Annotated in this window: 12 protein-coding genes; 4 read left to right on the top strand and 8 right to left on the bottom strand. The window is 59.8% G+C overall.

Annotated elements, in window-relative coordinates; translation table 11 throughout:
• Positions 1–31: 31 nt before the first annotated feature.
• The gene (locus ACIPIN_RS04680) at positions 32–4,351 is read left to right on the top strand and encodes a hypothetical protein (protein WP_401115949.1); all 4,320 of its coding nucleotides are present in this window, start codon (positions 32–34) and stop codon (positions 4,349–4,351) included.
• A 45-nt stretch (positions 4,352–4,396) separates the two neighbouring features.
• Here ACIPIN_RS04680 and ACIPIN_RS04675 read toward each other — a convergent pair whose 3' ends face one another.
• The 6 genes from ACIPIN_RS04675 to ACIPIN_RS04650 all read right to left on the bottom strand — a co-directional run bounded on the left by ACIPIN_RS04675 (position 4,397) and on the right by ACIPIN_RS04650 (position 11,333).
• Positions 4,397–5,728, bottom strand: a complete 1,332-nt coding sequence (locus ACIPIN_RS04675) for a DUF58 domain-containing protein (protein WP_401115947.1) — start codon at positions 5,726–5,728, stop codon at positions 4,397–4,399.
• 213 nt (positions 5,729–5,941) lie between these two features.
• Positions 5,942–6,943 (bottom strand): AAA family ATPase, encoded by a 1,002-nt coding sequence (locus tag ACIPIN_RS04670; RefSeq protein ID WP_401115944.1) that lies wholly within the window; start codon positions 6,941–6,943, stop codon positions 5,942–5,944.
• On the bottom strand, positions 6,940–8,100 hold the full coding sequence (locus tag ACIPIN_RS04665; protein ID WP_401115941.1) for a DUF4350 domain-containing protein: 1,161 nt from the start codon (positions 8,098–8,100) through the stop codon (positions 6,940–6,942). The genes ACIPIN_RS04670 and ACIPIN_RS04665 overlap by 4 nt, the downstream gene beginning before the upstream one ends.
• On the bottom strand, positions 8,097–9,644 hold the full coding sequence (locus ACIPIN_RS04660; protein WP_401115938.1) for a DUF4129 domain-containing protein: 1,548 nt from the start codon (positions 9,642–9,644) through the stop codon (positions 8,097–8,099). Before ACIPIN_RS04660 ends, ACIPIN_RS04665 begins: the two co-directional genes overlap by 4 nt.
• Positions 9,631–10,611 carry a stage II sporulation protein M gene (locus ACIPIN_RS04655; RefSeq protein WP_401115935.1) on the bottom strand — a complete coding sequence of 327 codons (981 nt, stop codon included), beginning with the start codon at positions 10,609–10,611 and terminating at the stop codon, positions 9,631–9,633. The genes ACIPIN_RS04660 and ACIPIN_RS04655 overlap by 14 nt, the downstream gene beginning before the upstream one ends.
• Positions 10,608–11,333: an RDD family protein gene (locus tag ACIPIN_RS04650; protein ID WP_401115932.1), complete on the bottom strand. Its 726-nt coding sequence runs from the start codon at positions 11,331–11,333 to the stop codon at positions 10,608–10,610. Before ACIPIN_RS04650 ends, ACIPIN_RS04655 begins: the two co-directional genes overlap by 4 nt.
• Before the next feature lie 184 nt (positions 11,334–11,517).
• On the opposite strand from ACIPIN_RS04650, the gene sbcB reads away from it, so the two are divergent.
• Positions 11,518–12,945 (top strand): exodeoxyribonuclease I, encoded by a 1,428-nt coding sequence (gene sbcB, locus ACIPIN_RS04645; protein WP_401115929.1) that lies wholly within the window; start codon positions 11,518–11,520, stop codon positions 12,943–12,945.
• A 100-nt stretch (positions 12,946–13,045) separates the two neighbouring features.
• On the opposite strand, the gene mvaT is transcribed toward sbcB, so the two are convergent.
• A complete protein-coding gene (gene mvaT, locus ACIPIN_RS04640; protein ID WP_401115926.1) occupies positions 13,046–13,420 on the bottom strand; it encodes a histone-like nucleoid-structuring protein MvaT in 375 nt (124 codons plus the stop codon).
• A gap of 327 nt (positions 13,421–13,747) precedes the next feature.
• On the opposite strand from mvaT, the gene purU reads away from it, so the two are divergent.
• Together purU and ACIPIN_RS04630 are read left to right on the top strand one after the other, a co-directional pair.
• Positions 13,748–14,596, top strand: a complete 849-nt coding sequence (gene purU / locus ACIPIN_RS04635) for a formyltetrahydrofolate deformylase (RefSeq protein ID WP_401115923.1) — start codon at positions 13,748–13,750, stop codon at positions 14,594–14,596.
• A 67-nt stretch (positions 14,597–14,663) separates the two neighbouring features.
• Complete coding sequence (locus ACIPIN_RS04630) at positions 14,664–14,861, top strand: hypothetical protein (RefSeq protein WP_401115920.1); 198 nt, start codon at positions 14,664–14,666, stop codon at positions 14,859–14,861.
• A 6-nt stretch (positions 14,862–14,867) separates the two neighbouring features.
• On the opposite strand, the gene ACIPIN_RS04625 is transcribed toward ACIPIN_RS04630, so the two are convergent.
• A complete protein-coding gene (locus ACIPIN_RS04625; protein WP_401115917.1) occupies positions 14,868–16,757 on the bottom strand; it encodes a methyl-accepting chemotaxis protein in 1,890 nt (629 codons plus the stop codon).
• Positions 16,758–17,092: the final 335 nt, after the last annotated feature.

Below are 17,092 nucleotides of genomic sequence, written 5' to 3'. Positions count from 1 at the left end.
TAAAACCGAGCAGGGACAGGAGCGGGCAATCATGAGTGATCCGATTATTCAGGCCAATGCGAGCCTGGTATTCAATAGTGAGTTTCGCGAAGGCTTTTCTTATTGGGTCAAAGGCCCGACCAATCCCATATGGGGCGCTCGGGAAAAAGACACCTATAACGGCGAAGAAATTTATTTATTGACGCTCGGGAATCGAGCCTCGGTCTGTCAGATTATCGAAGCGCCAAAGGACCTTCGCACTGACGCTCGTTACTTCCTGAGCTTTCTCTGCGAATCGTGGCATTACGCCGCCGGTCGTCTGGAGGTCCGCATTGACGGGAGTTCGGAACCTGCACAGGTGATCACGCTGCCTCCCGGCTCGCTCAACAGTCAGGTGGACGAAGAGCACTCTGACGATCAGCGACCGATGGTATTCAGACCTGAAAAATACGACGTCGAGCTGACGCTTCCGCTCAAACAACACGACAGGGTTCGCGTCAGCGTTTTCAGCCCGGCCAGCAAAGACGATGAGTATGGGAAGCTCATTCGCATCACCCGAATCAGGATTCTCCTGCACCTGGAACCGTTGGTGCTGCAGCGGCTGACAGTCGATGACCAGCCTTTGTCGCCGGATCGTCCGTTGTATGTGTGTCTGGGGGCTTCCGGGAGCTTTCAACACCGGCTTGGTTTTGTGCCGGTGCCGGGCAACGCCTGGCTGGACACCGAGGCGTCGCTGACCAGCGACGACAACCCTCAGGGTGCCATTATTGCGACGCCGACGCTGGGCGAGGACCATCCGCTCGATGATCAATGGTCGCTCGACTGTCCGCTGATCGACGGTGACGATCCCCATGAGTTTTCGTTCAACCTGTTGAGCAAATACACCGCCGATGCCTACCCCATCCGGGCTTCGCTCGGGCACCATCGGCTGGTGTTTCGTGAGGTACTGGAGGCGGCCTATTACCCGGTTTTCGAGTACAAACAAAGCGTGCGCCTGGGGGTTCAGGTGGCGTCGTATTACACCGGTCAAGCGCTGAGCGGCCGGACGGTGAATTGGGGGTCAAAGGGGCAGCGGCAAGTCACCACCACGCCCACCGATGAAGAGGGCTGGGCGTACTTCGATTACGTACCGAGTGGCCCTGGCGATGTTGTCATCGCAGCGTCGGTGGTGAGCCTGTACTACGCCAGTGGTGTGTCCACTCAAGCGTTTGACGTTCGGGTGCTGGCGACCGATCCCTGGAAGGAGGTCATGGCCGTCATCGACGGCAAGGAAACCCGTTGGGACGAGAAGACCGGTTACCCCAATCGTGGCACCCAATACCCGGTGACCTTGAAACTGCCTGCCACCAGTCCGTTGTTGGGGACTGATTTGAGGCTGCTGTGGGAAGGCGACTCCCCGGCCGAGTTGGGGGTGGCGGTGAGCCCGGAGCTTGACGAGCCGGTTCCGGTCGGCGCCGCTGGACTGACCTGGACCCTGACCTGTGGTGACGACCTCGACGGCAAGTTTGACCTGCTGCTGGGCTGCTCGAAACTGTTGCTGCCCTCGCGCAAAAAGCCGATGTCGCTGGCGCGCAACAGGGTCGAGATTGGCGAAGTGCGGGAGGCCAACAAGTCCCCGGTGGTGGATGAACAGGAAAGCGTGCTGCTGATGGTGCAGGTGCTGCACATCCTCACCAGCGGCCCCGGTGATCCGGTGGTCAATGCCCTGGTTGACTGGGTGGGACCCAATGGCACGGTGTCCACCGTTACGGGGGCGGGCGGCTGGGCCAGCGTGCTGGATACGCCGAAGAAGGATGGTCCCTACCAGATCATCGCCAATGTCAGGGCACACGCGGAAATGCAGCCGGTTGAGCGGGCGTTTGCGGTGACGGCGTTGGCGACCAGCCCCTGGAAGGATCAAGTCGAGTTTCATCTGGATTGCGAGCCCGTGGATCGGGCCACCGTCGGGATCACCTGTCGGCGTGGCAAGACCCATACCTTTCGCGTGACGCCGACGGCGGGTAGCCCGGTGAAGGACAAACCCATGACCTTGGCCTTGCGCAATGAAGAGCCGGGTCTGGGGTTGGTCATCGGGACGCCGACAGCCACGTCGGCGGGTGGCTGGGAATGGCGCTTGAGCTCCGGGTTCAGCGCCAGCCGCAGTAGCCTGTTCGAGTTGTCGCTCACCAGTGACGCGGTATCCGGCGTTCGGGAGCTGTCCGGGCGTTTACTCTCCGAGAACCTGGCCGATGAAGGGTACGTGGTGCTCGATCAGGTGTCGGCCACGGTGGGCAACCAGACACTCTTCCCGTGCCTGGGGGCGATTCATCGTTACAACTTCTTGCCCCATGCGCTGAGCCCGCTGATCGGATTGGATTTGAAACTGGGATGGTCGGGCACACCGGCCGGTGAGCTGGGGGCAACGGTTACACCTGCGCTGGACCGTCCTCAGGCTATCAGCGCCGGGGGAGCGGCTTGGGAGCTGAGCTTCACCGCCAGTCAGAAAGCCGGCCAGTTCTCCCTGGCATTGGCGCTGCCGCAACTCAAGCTGACGTCCACCGCCAATGTGATGCAATTGGCGCACAACAAAGTCAGGATCGAGGCGCTGCGCGAAGCGGCCGTGGACCCGGTCGTCGGGCAGGACCGTGCCTGGCAGTGGGTGCAGGTGTTTTCCAGTTTCACCCGCCAGCCGGTAGCGCAGGTGCCGGTGAAGTGGACAGCGCCGGGGGCTTCGAGTGCGGTGGATACCGATGCAAGTGGCTGGTCCGGTTATGCCTTGACGCCGGCGACCGCACAGCCACATGTCGTCGAGGCGCTGGTTTCCAGTCCTTATGACGATTATCAGGACAAACGCGCCATGACGGTCAACGTGCTGGCGAGCGATCCGTGGAAGGGGCTTGTCGTTCAGTTCGATCGGCAAGCTTCACAGCTTTGGGGTGACAAGACGTATTTCCCGCGGCGCAAAGGCGAGCACAGCATCGAGTTGTCGGTGCCGGACGACAGCCCGTTGCTGGATCAATATGTAACGCTGGGGTTGACGGGCACGGGCCCTGCCGAGCTGGGGGTCAGTTTCGTGCCGTCAGCGCTCGGGGTGCCGCGATTGCTGACCAGCATGGGGTTGAGCTACACGCTCAAAGGTGGCGATCTGAAAGACGGGAGTTTTGCGTTGCGCCTGGCCGCGTCGCGGTTGTCGAACCTGTCACCGGCCAATGCGCTGTCGCTGGGCAGCGGCGCGCAGGTGCTGAAAATCATCGGGAACAACCGTGTTCATCAAACACTCGATCGGGAGCAGCAGCTTCATGAGCAGGTCACGGTGGTGTCTGCCGTCAGCGGCAAGCCGATGGCCGGTTGGAGCGTGACCTGGCGCAGCCCCGACCTTGGGGTAGTGACCACGGTGACCGATTTTTATGGCGTGGCGCGGATCCGTTTCAATCCGAAAACCCCGGGGGCCGGTGAGCTGACGGCAACGGTCGGGGATGAGTCGTTCTCGGACAGCCTTTCGCTGACCTTTACGCTGAGCGATCCACGCAAAATCAGTGAACTGTATGAGCCCGATAACGCACAGCGGCCTGTTAAATGGGAGTCGCCGGCTCACGCAGTGGCCAAGGTGGTTTCCAGCAGAACGGGCTTGCCGCTGGAGGGCGTCGAGGTCATGTGGGAGTACGCGGCCCAGGCACTGTCGCCGTCGCTGACGGATGCCGATGGGATTGCCAGGCTGACCTTCGTCCTGTCTGCCGAGGGGCATGGCATATTGTCGGCAGCGGTGAAAGGCGGTGTGGGGGGCTGGGATACGGCGCAGTTGATGTATGGCGGGGTGATTCCGGTCATCAAGTCGCTCACCTGTGACAGGCCAGTCACTTATACGGGGTATGAAGTAAATGCCTGGGCCAAGGTTATCAGCGCTCCCAATGGCCTCCCCTTGAAAGGTATCAAGATCAAGTGGAGCTACGCGGGGCGCCCATTACCTGATTCGCTTACCAACGCCGATGGCATCGCGTCGGTTAGCTTTATGACATCTGACATCGGTGAATATGATCTGGTGGCCACGCAGGCTTCAGGCTTACCGGGTTCAAAGACACAGCGGATTACGGTTCAGCCTTTGCAAGCTGCAAGGGTATATGGAATGTCGGCTTTCCCACTCACGCTTCGGGTGGGAGAGTCATCGAATATCACCGCAACGGTATTGACCCTTTTGATTCTGAAGCCTGTGGAGGGGAGAAAGGTGCATTGGAAAATAGATGGCAAGGAGTTCGATATGACCTATACCGACGCAGCGGGCAAAGCCAGTGTCCAGTTTGATGCCACCCGAGCTGGAACCGTAACCATATGGGCTCACGTGTATAACCAGAGCAATGAAGAGGCTAAATCGGTGGATTTAAAGATTATCGAATAAGCAGCGCGTTGTGCTCTGGCGAATTTCCTGCTGTGGTACTGGCAACTAAATTGCACCCGCTTTTTTCCAGGCCAAATACCGCGTCACCAATGCCGAACCCAGTTCACTCGGCCGCACATCCAGCACCGGCACTCCATGAGCACTCAACCGCTCATGGAGTTCGGCCCTGGCGTTCAAGTAGTCCACCGTGCCGCAATAGGCGAGGGCTTCGTTCAGGGTTTGCACCGGGGTTTGCCGCACTGTGTCGAGCACCTCTTCGCGCAAACTCGCCACCAGCACCCGGTGTTGTTTACCAATGCGTTTGACCGCACTCAGCAATTCTTCGTCATCTTCATCGCGCAGGTTGGTCACCAGCACCACCAGCGCCCGACGTTTTTGCCGGGCCAGCAGTTGACTGACGGCGGCCTGATAGTCGGCCGGGCGCTGGCTACTGTCGAGGTCATAGACAGTGTTGAGCAACACGTTGAGCTGGCCGCTGCCTTTGACCGGGGCGAGGTAGCGTTGTTGATCGCCCGCAAAGGTGCAGAGGCCCACCGCATCACCCTGACGTAACGCCACATAGCTGAGCAGCAGGCAGGCATTGAGCGCATGGTCGAAATGCGCCAGTTCACCGTCCTGGCTGCGCATCCGGCGGCCGCAGTCGAGCAGGAAGATGATCTGCTGGTCGCGTTCGTCCTGGTACTCGCGGGCAATCGGTGTGCGTTGGCGGGCGGTGGCTTTCCAGTCGATCTGGCGCAGGCTGTCGCCTTCGCGGAATTCACGCAGCTGATGAAACTCCAGACCCAACCCACGACGTTGCCGCTGGCGCACGCCGAGCTGGCTGAGCCAGTTGTCGACGGCCAGTAATTGCGCGCCGTACAGGCGAGCGAAATCCGGGTAGACGCGGGTGCTGTCAGTGACATTCAGGTAGCGCCGGCCGGACCATAATCTGAATGGACTGGGCAGGTTGATTTCGCAGCGATCGAAGCTGAAGTGACCACGTCGCAGAGGGCGCAGACGGTAGCTGAGCTGGCTATGTTGGCCGGGTTGCAGATCGACCGATTGCGGCAGGTGTTCGAAGCTCAGGCCGTCGGGGACGTGGTCGAACAGTTGCACTTTCAGTGGCTGCGAATAGTCGTGCGCAATCTCCACATAGACTTCTCCCCAGCGCCCAAGCGCAAGGCTGCCGGGCATCTGCCGATGCACCCTGGGCGAAGGCCGGCGCATCAGCCGAACGGCATCGAGTAGCGTCAGTACCGATAGCGCCAACAGCAACCCCCAGTTGATCGACAGCAGGCTCGGCGCAACACTGACGCCCAGTGCCCGGAATATGCCGAGTACGATGCTCAGGCCCAGCAGGGCTACGAGCCAGATCAGCAAGAGGCGGGTGGGTTTCATGGCATGGGGTTTCTTGTCACAGGGCTACCCACCTATCTGCAAGGCATATGAATTGTGGCGAGGGAGCTTGCTCCCGCTGGACTGCGCAGCAGTCCTGAAACCGGTCACGGTGATTTTTCTGGCATTGCGCATCAGCTTGATTGCGACCGCTTCGCGCTCGAGCGGGAGCAAGCTCCCTCGCCACAGGGTTGGGTGTCATCGATATCGCGTTGCTCACACTCTTGGCGCCGGAACCTGATCGAGCAATTGCTGGAGCACTTGATCGACCTCCAGCCCTTCGATGTCCAGCTCCGGGGCGATCCGCACGCGATGGCGCAGCACGGCCAGTGCGCAGCCTTTGATGTCGTCCGGAATCACGAACTCGCCACCGCGCAGCAGCGCCCGTGCCCGGGCTACCCGCACCAGCGCAATGCTGGCTCGTGGGCCGGCGCCGAGGGTCAGGCCGGGCCAGCTGCGGGTGGTGCGGGCCAGGCGTACCGCGTATTCCAGCACCTGTTCATCCAGCGGCAAGTCGCTGGCGATCCGTTGCAAGGCCAGTACATCCTTGGCTTGCAGGACGGTGCGCAGCGGTTGCACGTCGAGCATGTCGGCGCGGGTCGAGCGGCTGACCTGACGGACCATGTTCAGCTCCTGATCGGCGTCGGGATAGTCCATGCGCACCTTGAGCATGAAACGGTCGAGTTCGGCTTCAGGCAGGGGGTAAGTACCTTCCTGTTCGATCGGGTTTTGCGTCGCCAGCACCATGAACGGTTGCGCAATCGGCAGGGCGCGGCCTTCAAGGGTGACCTGGCGCTCCTGCATGGCTTCGAGCAACGCGGCCTGGGTTTTAGCCGGCGCACGGTTGATTTCGTCAGCCAGCAGCAAATTGGTGAACAGCGGGCCTTTGCGCAGTTTGAACTGCTCGGTTTGCAGGTCGTACACCGCATGCCCGGTGACGTCGCTGGGCATCAGGTCCGGGGTGAATTGAATACGTGCAAACTCGCCACCGAAGCAACGGGCGAGGGCGCGCACCAGCAAGGTTTTGCCCAGCCCCGGAACACCCTCGAGCAGCACATGGCCGCCGGCAATCAGCGCGGTGAGCACATCGTCGATCACCGTGTCCTGGCCGATGACGGCCTTTTGCAACTCAAGGCGCACGGCTTGCGCCAGTTGGCTGGCGCGCTGGCGCTGTTGGGCGGCGTGGGTCTGGCCGGTGGGCTCGATGGGTTCATTCATAAGGCATTCCTGAGAGTTTGCAGGTGGGCGACCTGACGGCTGAAGTCGGCGCTGGAGAGCCGCTGTTTGGGCCGCGGGCTGAGTGCCTGGCTGATGGCGCGGGTCGGTTGACCGGTCAGGCGTGCGAGCACCTGCCATTGTTCGGCAACGCCGAGGTGTTCGAAGCCTGGGTGACGGTGTCGGGCGCGGCGCAGCACGTCGTGTTGCAGGCCAAGCAGCAAGGTGTGCTGACCGCTGCGCCGCAACATGAAGTCGGCGCTGGCGCGCAAATGCTCTTGAAGTTGTCGGCGGGCTTTGGGCGCTGGTGCCTGCAATGGCCCCTGACGTAACCCGACATGCCAGATCCACAGGCCCATCAACGCGGCGAGCGCGACCAGTGCCTGAGGGAAATAACGCAGCAGCAAGGTCAGCAGGTTGTCGTGATCAATGTTGAAGAGCAGGGTCACGCCCGTATCCGAATACAGGTACCAGAGCAGCCAGGCATTGTCGTATTGGCTGATGTTCGGGTTCTTCCACAGATCGGCGTCGGTGACCACCGTGATGGAACCCAGGCCGTAGCTGAGCTGCATCATGTGGGTGGCCAAGGCGCTGTTGGCCCAGGACTGGGCGAGATTTTTCGGGTCTTCGAGGTGAAACTGCGGGTCGAAGCTGGCGTAGGCCGGGGCGTCTTCGTTTTCGAGATAGAGTTTGGTCAGGTTTGGGTAAGGGTCAGCCTCGGCATCGGGTGGTGGGTTGCTGAGGTCTTTACTCATGGATTGATGCAGTTGCACCTGGTCGAGCAGCAGGTCGCCACTCTTGCCGGTTTTTTCATCCCACAAGGCTTCGGCCACAAACAGCAAACGTCCACCCGCGCGGGTCCAGTTCAGCACCTGATCGGCCTGGCGCGGGGTCATGTTGGCACGATCGCCGAGCAGTAACAGGCTGTGCTGACGCGGCTCCAGCAACGGCAGGATGTCCAGGCTATTGGCGTGAGTGACGGTCAGCCCTTGTTGACGCAAAAAGTGTTCAGCCGCCAGATATGGGTTGGCTCGGGCTTCGGGGGAAGGGCCGTGGTCGATGACTTCCTGATAGGGAATGGCCTGCTGATACAGATAAACGCCCAATGCACCGAGCAGCCCGGCGATCAGCAGGCCAAGGATCAGGCGCCGCCGACTCAACGCGCTGCTCCCGGACCGAACAGCGCTCGCCAGCCATCACACAATTCCTGTTGCAGATGCGCCGGTGGCAGGCGATGCCCGTAGGCCGTGTTCTGCCAGTGCACGGTCAATGTGTTGCTGAAGGCTTGCAGGGCCGGTTGTTGCAACTGCTGGACGCGCTCCAGCACTTGACCTTCGGTGTCGGCGGCTTTGAGTGGGAGATTGAAGTCGTGCAGCAAACGGCTGAGTAATGCTCGATAGAGTAAGCCGAGGGCTTCACGAGGCTGGGTCAGCCAGAGGTTTTCGACACTGGCGGCGATATCGTCTGGCAGGGTTTCGCGGCTGAGATCAAGGCCAAACAATTGCGGCGGTGCTGGATGTGCGGGCGTGGTGCGTGATTTTGGTTGGCGACTGACAAAGGTCCGCAGCCAATCGCGGTAGCGCCAGATCAGCAAAGTGATGGCGCCGATGACGCACGCCCACAGCAGCACCTCAATGGCCCGCGCCAGGCTGGCGAAGCGCTGACTGTCGAACAATGCGAAAAACGCTTTGAGCCATCCCGGAGTTTCAGTGTTGGCGGGTTGATCGGGCTTTTCCTCACCGAAGCGATAATGAGTGACGGTCTGCGGGTTCTTGAACGGTGGTGTGTCGAGTATGGCTTTGATGCTGTTGCTGGCGGCCTGACTGGTCAGCGGTTGCTGGAGCAGGCGCGGGCTGGCCGGTGCGTCGGCGGGTTCGGCGGGTTCGGCGGCCCAGAGTGGTAGCGCGGTAGGCAACCACAGCAGACCGACCATCAGCAGACTGGCAGCGACGCTACTCAGGCGCTGGCGCAAGCGGCGGAACATCAGTTCGATATCCCAGGCTTCGAGCCGGGTGCGACGGTTCAGGTACAAGCTGAAACCGCAGGCGACATAGATCGGTTCCCAAACGATCAGGATCAGCGCGTAAAGCGCATTGATCAGGTGGTCCAGCCAGAGCCAGTCTTGCTCCGTGGTGGCGATCAGCGTTTGCCAGTCCCAACTCAGTTCGATTTGCGCTGGCAGCAAGAGATAGGACAGCACCATCAGACCGATCCACAAGGCAACTTCCAGATGGGCGCCGATCAGCGTCAGCCAGCGTGCGGCGCCAGCATCGCGTTGTTGCAGCACGGCCAGGCGCTGTTGGCGGGCCAAGCCGCTAAGCCCTTCAAGCTGCACGACCGGCATGATGAAACTGCGGCTCAGGCCAAAGCGGCGCCAGGTCAAGCTGGCCAGTAATTGCGGTTTGAGCAGGCGTGGCCATTGGCGCAGGGCCTGTTTCAAGGTCGGGGTTTCGCCGAACAGGGCGCTGGAGAGGATGTACAGCGGTAGCCGTTCGAAGGCCGGTTTCAACCACCAGAACAGCAGCACGGCAATCGAGGGCGAGTCCCACAGCAACAGGCACAGCAGGGCAAAAACCGGCAGCGTGACGATCGCCCAACTGGTCACCAACAGGCGGCGATGTTGCTGACTCAGCAGAACGCCGAGGTCCATGGCTTCCCAGGTGGTACGAGGGCGAATGACCACGCTGGCGTCACTCAGGCGCATGGCGTGTGCGTCCGGCAACTATCAGGTAAATCGCCACCATCACCCAAAGGGCGGCGCCCACCAGGTATTTGATCAGCGGCGCAGGCCCGGTACGGGATGACCAGTAGGCTTCGATAAATGCGGCAATCAGTAGAAACAGCATGACGCCGCAGATCATCAACACGCTCTTGCGAGCCGCCAGGCGCAGCGCTTCACCGCGTGATAAACGGCCGGGAGCGATCAGCGCCCAGCCCAGTTGCAGACCGGCCGCACCGGCCAGGGCGATGGCGCTGAGTTCGAAGGCGCCGTGGCCGATGACGAATGACCAGAAGTTTTCACCGTAGCCGATGTGCGTCAGGTGGCCGGCGACTGCACCGATCATCAAACCGTTGAAGAACAGGAAAAACACGCTACCCAGGCCAAACAGCAAACCGCTGGCGAAGGTCTGAAAGGCGATGCCGATGTTGTGCATGATGTAGTAACCGAACATCACCCAGTCATCACTGGCGGCACGTTCCGTCGCGCGCCCCAGGTGACCGGCCACCGGGTCGTACATGCTTTGCATCTCGGAAACCTGTTCGACCGGGACCAGGCTGTAGACCAGTTCGGGGAACAGGTACACCAGCAGACCCGTGGCGATCAGCGAGCCGAAAAACAGCAGGCTGGCGACCAGCACGAAGGGCCATTGTTCACGGACCAGTCGGGGGAAGTCGGCAAGGACAAAGGCCAGCAGATTGCCGCCGACCCGACTGCGATGCCGGTAAAGTTGTTGGTGCCCGCGCAGTACCAGCTGTTGCAAGGGATCGATCAGATAACTGCTATAGCCGCGTTCTTGCGCCAGCGCGAGGTGTTGGCACAACCGTCGGTAATCCTTGGGGAACGAGGTGCAGTCATTGGCGCCGGCTTTTCCGCGCTCAAGCAGATCGAGTCGATGGGAAAATTGATCCCAATCGGGTTGATGGCGACTTTCGAATAGACTCTGCTTCATGCTGGCCCCAGCAAACCGCGAGCGATTCCATTGAGTTCGGCGACCGCGTGGGACGGTGACGCGCGAAGTGGCTCGGCGAGGATGGCGGCCAGCTCATTGACCCGTTCGCTGGAGAGTTCCGCCTGACGCTCGGCGAAACCCAGCACCGCGCGTTGTTCATTGAGGGTCAGCGCAAAAGGTGGGGGCAGCGCCAAGGCCAGCGGAATCTGTGGTCGGGTGACCGGTTGCTCGCGGTAAATCACCAGCGTGCCGGCGGCAATATCGCCCAGCCGTTTGAAGGTCGGATGCTGCAGGCAGCTGATGGCACCGAGGCCGTAGCCGAACGGCAGCATGTCGACGAACCGCAACAGATTGCGGATCAGCGAAGCCGACCAGCCAACGGGCGTTCCATCGTCATGCACGACGCGCAGCCCCATCAGCTGTTTACCGGGCGAGCAGCCCTGGTTGAGGACTTCGAACAGCACCATGTACCACCAACTGACCAGAAACAGCAGCACCGAACCCAACCCGACGCCGAGCTTCCCCAGAAAGGCCAGGACAATAAACAGCAGGCCCAGCACCAGCCCGCGTACCCCAAGGTCGACGGCAAATGCCAGTACACGGGGCATCAACCCGGCAGGTCGCAGAGGCAGATCGATGCCTTCCGGCGTTTCAACCTGATACCGCGTGTCCAGTGGCGGGGGCAGCGTTGCTTTCCTTGGCAGTGCCAAATTCTTGCGCATGATCAACCTGGTGATGTGGCCTGGTCGGAATTCAATACCGATTCGATGCTAGCAGCCTTCGCAGCGCAAACGACATAACTATGTATGACAAGGTATCAACGAGAAATGCTTGAATAGCAAGATTGCTGGTCGGCGCCGCGCTTGAGCGCCTAGACTTCGCCCGTCTCAAGTTCAGGAACAACCCGTGACCTCCATCTTCTGGTACGACTACGAAACCACTGGCATCACACCGCGCTGCGACCGCCCGCTGCAAGTGGCCGGCATTCGCACCGACTTCGACCTCAACGAGATCGACGACCCGGTCAATCTTTACTGCCAGCCGAGCGACGACATCCTGCCTCACCCGGCGGCGTGCGTGATTACCGGCATCACTCCCGGCCGCCTGGCAGAACAAGGCCTGAGTGAGGCCGACTTCATGACTCGGGTTCATGCGCAGCTCGCGGCCCCCGGAACCTGTGGTGCCGGTTACAACACCTTGCGCTTCGACGATGAAATGACCCGTTACAGCCTGTACCGGAATTTCTTCGACCCGTATGCGCGGGAGTGGCAGGGCGGCAACAGTCGCTGGGATTTGATCGATGTGGTGCGTGCGGCGTATGCGCTGCGCCCGGACGGTTTCGTCTGGCCCGAGGAGGACGGCCGCGTCACGTTGAAACTCGAACGCCTGACCGCTGCCAATGGCATCGACCACGGTCAGGCCCACGATGCGTTGTCCGATGTGCGCGCGACTATTGCCCTGGCGCGGTTGATCCGCGACAAACAGCCGAAACTCTATGACTGGCTGTTCAAATTGCGCAGCAAGCAGAAGGTCATGGATCAAATCCGTCTGCTGCAACCGATGGTGCATATCTCCGGGCGTTTCTCGGCCGCCCGCAGTTATGTGGGTGTGGTCCTGCCGTTGGCCTGGCACCCGCGCAATCGCAATGCATTGATTGTCTGCGACCTGCATCTCGACCCACAGGGGCTACTTGACCTGGACGCCGAAGCCTTGCGTCAGCGGTTGTATACCCGCCGTGAGGAACTGGCCGAAGGCGAATTACCGGTGCCGCTCAAATTGATTCACGTCAACCGTTGTCCAGTGGTGGCACCGTTGTCGGTGTTACGCGCCGAAGACCAGCAACGGCTGCAACTGGACATGGCGTTGTATCAGACACGGGCGCTGCGGCTAACTGACGCACAAGAAGTGTGGCGAGATAAAGTTCTGGCAATTTATGCCAGTGAGGATTTCACGCCGAGTGAAGACCCTGAGCAACAGTTATACGACGGCTTCATTGGCGACCGCGATCGGCGTTTATGTGAACAAGTCAGAGCGGCTGACCCAATGCAATTAGCGCAAGAGCAATGGCCGTTCGATGATGAACGTCTGCCGGAATTATTATTTCGTTATCGCGCACGTAACTTTCCCGACACGTTGAATGACAAGGAGCACGAACGCTGGAGATTATTCTGTCAGCAACGTTTGTCAGACGCTCGATGGGGGGCGCCCAATACCTTGCAGGGGTTTAATGAGGCGACGGCGCAATGGTCGCTTAGTGCTACAACGATTCAGCTGCAGGTACTGGATGAGTGGCGTGAATATGCCGATTCATTACGCAAACGTTTGGGCCTTTGAAATATTCTGTACAAATGCCCGAATGCCGGACATAAAAAAACGCCAGCGGATGCTGGCGTTTTCTGGTGTTCGCAAATGAACCTGCGAAGCGGGTTGCGGCTTAGCCCAGCAGGGTAGCCCAGCCTTCAACCACGTCACCGCCCCACTTGGCTTTCCACTCTTTCAGAGTTTTGTGGTTGCCACCTTTGGTTTCGATGACTTCGCCGTTGTGCGGGTTTTTGTATTGTTTAACCTTGCGAGCACGCTTGGTGCCGGTGGTTTTTTCTGCGCCGCGCGGTGCTTTAACTTTGGAGGTTGGATCCAATATGACGATGATGTCGCGCAGGGACTTGGAGTATTCGCCCATCAGGGTACGCAGTTTGCCTTCGAATTCCAGCTCGGTTTGCAGTTTGTCGTCTTGGGACAGGTTCTTCAAACGGGCTTGCAGCTCTTTGATAGCTTCTTCGGTGGCGCGGTATTCGTTGATCAAGGACATGAGGACTACCTTATGTTAGGCGCTGGATGACAGGGTACAGTGGCGCAATAATAGTCAGGGTGTTTCATCAAGTAAACATTTAAGCCGGCTTTTATTTAATTTAATTAGAGTGTTTAGCGAAAAAGCCGCATTCACTGTTAAAACTTGTCAGGGTTTCATCACAGATACTCACAAAAGCCTGCTTGCGTATTTTTCTCAAGAACATTGTTGTGCGTTCGGGCACAGCCATTCGGCATGGCGAAGCTGGGCAGGGTGTCAGGAATACTGCAGTTTTGCTGCACAATCGCTAGAATGGCGGCCTTTGCGAAGTTCTGGAGTTTTCCCCCCATGCGCACTTTTCGGCTAGTGATTGCTTGCCCGGACCGCGTCGGTATCGTTGCTAAAGTCAGTAACTTTCTGGCGTCACATAATGGCTGGATCACTGAAGCGAGCCATCACTCGGACAATCTCAGTGGCTGGTTTTTCATGCGTCACGAAATTCGTGCCGATTCGCTGCCCTTCGGTCTTGAGGCGTTTCGTGAGGCGTTCGCGCCGATCGCCGAAGAGTTCTCGATGAACTGGCGTATCACCGACACCGCGCAGAAAAAGCGCGTTGTACTGATGGCCAGCCGCGAGTCCCACTGCCTGGCCGACTTGCTGCACCGCTGGCACAGCGACGAGCTGGACTGCGAAATCTCCTGCGTGATTTCCAACCATGACGACCTGCGCAGCATGGTCGAGTGGCACGGCATTCCTTATTACCACGTGCCGGTGGACCCGCAGAACAAAGAGCCGGCATTTGCCGAAGTCTCGCGCCTGGTCAAACATCACGACGCCGAAGTGGTGGTGCTGGCGCGTTACATGCAGATCCTGCCGCCTGCGTTGTGCACCGAGTACGCCCACAAGGTCATCAACATTCACCACAGCTTCCTGCCATCGTTCGTCGGTGCCAAGCCGTATCACCAGGCGTCGATGCGTGGCGTGAAACTGATCGGCGCGACCTGCCACTACGTGACCGAAGAGCTGGACGCCGGTCCGATCATCGAGCAGGACGTGGTGCGCGTCAGCCACAGCGACAGTATCGAAGACATGGTGCGTTTCGGCCGTGACGTCGAGAAGATGGTACTGGCCCGCGGCCTGCGCTATCACCTGGAAGACCGCGTGCTGGTGCATGGCAACAAAACCGTCGTGTTCTGATTGCCGGGTGATGATCGTTCCCACGCGGGAGCGTGGGAACGATCTGCGGTCTTGTGAGGTGGGGGAAATGGCTGATCCACTGGATAAAGCAACATCCAAAGCGCCCGCGACCTTGGGGGAAGGGTGCTTGAGTCGATACGACCCGGATGACCTGAGTGCCGAAGATGGCACCGAGTTTCCAGGCGCAGCTGAGCTCTGGGAGCAATTGCAGGAAGAGTCCGCACCTACAGCTGTAGGCGCGAACTTACCGGTGAAGAAAGCCTAAAGCGCGTTAAATCCGGAAACTGCCTACAAGCTGCTTCAACCGCGCCGCTTGCTGCTCCAGGTCGGAACAGGCGCGCAGCGTCGATTGCAGGTTTTCCACGCCTTCCTGATTCAGGGTGTTGATCTCGGTGATATCGACGTTGATCGATTCCACCACGGCGGTTTGTTCCTCGGTGGCGGTGGCCACCGACTGGTTCATGCCGTCGATCTCGCCGATGCGCAATGTCACGCTGTTCAGGCGCTCACCCGCGAGGTTGGCGATCTCCACGCTGTCCTGGCTGTGACGCTGGCTATCGCTCATGGTGCTGACCGACTCGCGGGCGCCGACTTGCAGCTCCTCGATCATGGTTTGCACTTGCTGCGCCGACTCCTGAGTGCGATGCGCCAGGTTGCGGACCTCGTCGGCAACCACGGCAAAACCTCGACCGGCCTCACCGGCCCGTGCCGCTTCAATCGCCGCGTTGAGCGCCAGCAGGTTGGTTTGCTGAGAGATGCTGGTGATCACTTCGAGAATCTGCCCGATGTTCACGGTCTTGCTGTTCAGCGACTCGATGTTGGTGCTGGAGGCGCTGAGCATGCTCGACAGCTTATTCATCGCCGCGATGCTGCGGTCGACCACTTGCTGGCCGTCTTCGGCCAGGCTACGGGCATCGCTGGCCTGGTGAGAGGCCTGCGCCGCGTTACGGGCGATCTCCTGAGCAGCAGCACCCAGTTGATTGATCGCGGCCGCCACACTGTTGGTCCGGCTCGATTGTTCGTCGGAGTTGAGCATCGACGAGTTCGATGCGCTGACGACCCGCAGTGCAACTTCGTTGACGTGCTCGGTCGCCGACGACACTTCGCGGATCGAACCATGGATACGCTCGACAAAGCGGTTGAAAGCACTGCCCAGGATGCCGAATTCGTCCTGACTCTGGATGGTCAGACGGCGAGTCAGATCGCCTTCACCGTCGGCAATGTCCTGCATGGCGCGGGTCATGACGTGCAGCGGCTGGATCAGGATGCGGATCAGCATGCCAAGCAAGGCGATGATGATTGCCACGGCGATCACTGTGGCGATGATCGCCGAGGTACGGAAATCGCTGAGCATCGCGAAGGCTTTGTCTTTGTCCACCGACAGACCGACGTACCAGTTGACCGATGGCAGACCTTTGATCGGCGTGAAGGTGACGATGCGGGTTTTGCCGTCGACCTCGACTTCACTCGTGCCGCCGCTGATGCGCGGGGTGTTCTTCGGGTAAACCTCGCTGAGGGATTTCATCACCAAGGCTTTGTCCGGATGGACCAGGATCTTGCCGTCGGCACTGACCAGGAAGGCATAGCCCATGCCGCCGAAGTCACGCGCGGTCAGGGTGTCGATCAGGGTTTGCAGGCTCAAGTCGCCGCCTACCACGCCAACACTTTGCCCGGCTTTTTTCGAGGCGGTGGCGATGGAGATGATGGTCTGGCCGGTTGCCGCGTCTATATAGGGTTCGGTCAGGGTTGCGGTGCTGCTGTTTTCGGCGCCCTTGTACCAGGGGCGAACCCTGGGGTCGTAGCCGTCCGGCATCTTGGAGTCCGGACGGTTAATGAAGGTACCGCTGGCATCGCCCAGGTACCTGGCCATGAAGGTCGACGCCAGGGCATTCTGCTCAAGCAGGTTGGCAACGTTGGTGTGTTCGGGGTTGAGAGCGATGTTCTGGGCCAGGTTTTCCACCATGAGAATCCGCCCGGCGAGCCAGGACTGGATGTTGGAGGAAGTGACATCGCCCATCTCATGCAGGTAATTGTCCAGGTCCTGGCGAATCGCGTTGCGCTGTAAATAGTCGTTATACAGCGTGAACGAAGCGAAGGCGGCAATGACGATGAGGGCGGCGGCAAGCAGGATTTTGTGGCTGAAGCGCAGATTTTTGTTCATGGCTTGAGGTGTCCGCTAAGGTCATATTTGTTGGGGCGCGTTGCGTTGAAAAGCGCGCACAAAATGGGCGCTGTTGCACATAAGCTGATATTTCCATCTGTCCTTAGGGAATTATCGGACCTGATTTTCAGTCTGGTCTCTCGCTTATATCTATCGGCTGCGCAGGACTAAAGCTTAAGCATGGGCGACCAAATGCCTGACTCACCGACAAGCCCGGCGAGTCTACGGGGGCTGCGGCAGGGCAGGCCTTGAAATCGGCGATGCGACAGGCGGTCGTCGATAAACGCGAAAGATCGCAGCCTTCGGCAGCTCCTACATGGGTGGGTGTAGGAGCT

Origin of the sequence: Pseudomonas sp. NPDC087697, assembly GCF_044743155.1 — a bacterium.
Taxonomy (GTDB): Bacteria; Pseudomonadota; Gammaproteobacteria; order Pseudomonadales; family Pseudomonadaceae; genus Aquipseudomonas.
The sequence above is the reverse complement of the archived record's forward strand: the minus strand, read 5'-3'. Positions and strand labels throughout refer to the sequence as shown.

What these genes read in the sequence shown, in the direction of transcription:
- purU (WP_401115923.1), top strand. Translation starts at nt 13,748, where the DNA reads ATGCGCACTTTTCGGCTAGTGATTGCTTGCCCGGACCGCGTCGGTATC.
- ACIPIN_RS04630 (WP_401115920.1), top strand. Translation starts at nt 14,664, where the DNA reads ATGGCTGATCCACTGGATAAAGCAACATCCAAAGCGCCCGCGACCTTG.
- ACIPIN_RS04680 (WP_401115949.1), top strand. Translation starts at nt 32, where the DNA reads ATGAGTGATCCGATTATTCAGGCCAATGCGAGCCTGGTATTCAATAGT.
- ACIPIN_RS04670 (WP_401115944.1), bottom strand. Translation starts at nt 6,943, where the DNA reads ATGAATGAACCCATCGAGCCCACCGGCCAGACCCACGCCGCCCAACAG.
- ACIPIN_RS04650 (WP_401115932.1), bottom strand. Translation starts at nt 11,333, where the DNA reads ATGCGCAAGAATTTGGCACTGCCAAGGAAAGCAACGCTGCCCCCGCCA.
- mvaT (WP_401115926.1), bottom strand. Translation starts at nt 13,420, where the DNA reads ATGTCCTTGATCAACGAATACCGCGCCACCGAAGAAGCTATCAAAGAG.
- ACIPIN_RS04660 (WP_401115938.1), bottom strand. Translation starts at nt 9,644, where the DNA reads ATGCGCCTGAGTGACGCCAGCGTGGTCATTCGCCCTCGTACCACCTGG.
- ACIPIN_RS04675 (WP_401115947.1), bottom strand. Translation starts at nt 5,728, where the DNA reads ATGAAACCCACCCGCCTCTTGCTGATCTGGCTCGTAGCCCTGCTGGGC.
- ACIPIN_RS04655 (WP_401115935.1), bottom strand. Translation starts at nt 10,611, where the DNA reads ATGAAGCAGAGTCTATTCGAAAGTCGCCATCAACCCGATTGGGATCAA.
- ACIPIN_RS04625 (WP_401115917.1), bottom strand. Translation starts at nt 16,757, where the DNA reads ATGAACAAAAATCTGCGCTTCAGCCACAAAATCCTGCTTGCCGCCGCC.